The 2199-nt window shown below is 40.7% G+C and carries 1 protein-coding gene; it reads left to right on the forward strand.

What is annotated here, in order from left to right; all coding sequences use genetic code 11:
* Positions 1-33 precede the first annotated feature (33 nt).
* Complete coding sequence (locus tag BLV90_RS15835) at positions 34-1833, forward strand: MAC/perforin domain-containing protein (protein ID WP_143035087.1); 1800 nt, start codon at positions 34-36, stop codon at positions 1831-1833.
* Positions 1834-2199 lie beyond the last annotated feature (366 nt).

Below are 2199 nucleotides of genomic sequence, written 5' to 3' on the forward strand. Positions count from 1 at the left end.
TTTTTTACAATCACCCGAGTAGGAGGGAAGAACATGTGCGCGTTATTACAAACTACTGAGGTTGTCCAAGGTAGTACAACGTTTTTGGGGTTTGGAATTAATCTACAAGGAGAACCCAATATTACTTCTGCACTAAATCCCATTTTTGATCCCGCAAAAGCCGATTTGATAGAATATGAATTTCCTCGGCAGGCACCGGATATCAGCACCACCTTTCTGATACCTTCATATGCTTCACCGGGTCCCTGTGCCGAAGACCAGTCTTCGTATACCAATTTGGCTGAGGCCACTACACGGACCGAAACACAAATGAAGTTTGCTACAAGAGCAGGGATCAGTATTCCTATTATCCCGGCATTCCCTTTGTTCTTTGATACTTCCTATGAGGAAACCCATCAAATGACCCAGGAATATTTTTATTGCTTTTACCTTAGTAATACGGTGACAGGAACCATCTGTGTCTCCACTTCTAATACGTCGGATCCGTTTTTAAGTGATGCTTTCAAAAGCGATGTCGAAAATCTTCCAGCTACCTTTGATAAGACAAATCCCAGCAATGTCAGCGCATGGTTTACTTTTTTTCAAACGTATGGCGGCTATTTTGTATCCGATTTAATTTATGGTGGATCTATTAATTACTTTAACGCGGTCTCGACGGTGACTACACTTGATCGGACTAAAATTAAAATCAGCTTTGGGATCAATGTTTTAGGCTTCAAGATCGGTAGTCAGACGTCTATAACTGATGATTATACAACCTATAAGCAAAATAGCGTATATCAATTTTCCACCATAGGAGGAAACAAACCTCTCAATTTTGATCCGAGGCTTGGCAGCGACGAACTCGCGAAGGAAGCGTTTGATTCTATAGCTGCGTGGCAAGAAACAGTTCCTATGAGTCCCAATGAGAATACCGATATTCGATTAAAAGCAATCGCAGATCTTTCCTTTGTTATAACCAGGGGAAAAAACGGAGCCATGAACTCTGCCTTTGAACACTATCTGAATGTACTGTCCCCTACCATCCAGGTGAATCTTCAACGATCCGACACGCAAGAAACTAGTATAAATCCTCCCAGACCTCTCCCCTCAATTAATAAGCCGAGCATTACTTTAGCAGGGCAAGATGTTAACGACCTAAGAAAACCGGTTACTCAAATATTGCCTGAGCAGTGTTTACCTTCAAAAGATATGATAAATATGGGTTTTCAGGTAGTGATACTTGATCCCACCAAAATCCCCGCTAAAGAAAGTGTACTTTGGAATAAGTACTACCCAGTTAATTTTGCTTCTTCTTTCCCTTTTTGCACAACAATAGGAACTTTCGATCCCCTATTTAAAACTATAGAAATTGATAATTTGAATATATATAGCAATTTCGTCAATGATTATAGGAATAGTGCAAATAAAATAAATACACCTAATAGTATTTTCATATTTAGTACGTATAATATACCGAGTAGTTTTTCTCCCGACTTCAATATGAGCTCGATTTTACTATCAAATGGCGCGTCCACACTTGGTCCCACATATGAACAAGGAACCGTTGGTACCTTTCAGAACTGGGTCACTTCTGTACGGCAAGAAGGTAAGCGAGATGGTAGTAAATTAACTTTGAATACAAATTTTCCTTCTACCTATACATTGATTGGTCGTATAAGTGCCGATAATACGGGTGTCGAGGTATTTGGATATATTAATCCTCCTAGTGGGGATGAATCTATTAAATCTATTAGTTCGATACTTGAGGCCGCCATTTATAAAAAGAATTTAGATGATACGAGGCCAGCTATTGCCTTAAATCAAGCTACTGTGATCCCTGGACCAGCTTAAATATTCTGATCCTTCGGTTGATTTCTTTGGATTTCCAACTTTATTATTCCAGGGTTTTCAACGAGATCAAGCACTGAGTGTGCTTGATCTCATTTTGTAGCTTGTGACTTTTTTCTTTTTTCTTATCTTTTTGTGCTAAGGCAAGGCAGGGTCGAAATAGGCTTTCTATAACGCATCGAAACACACATTATCCCATTTTGAACACGAGGAGTGGATGAACATGGCTGTACCAGGTCAGAGGGGACCACGGGGGCCACGGGGGCCGCAAGGACCACCGGGATTTCAAGGAGCGATTGGATTTCAAGGCGCTGTGGGACTACCCGGAAGGAACAGTATCTTGCAAACCTTTTCCAATGTGGAGACAAC

Origin of the sequence: Marininema mesophilum (genome assembly GCF_900106775.1) — a bacterium.
Taxonomy (GTDB): Bacteria; Bacillota; Bacilli; order Thermoactinomycetales; family DSM-45169; genus Marininema; species Marininema mesophilum.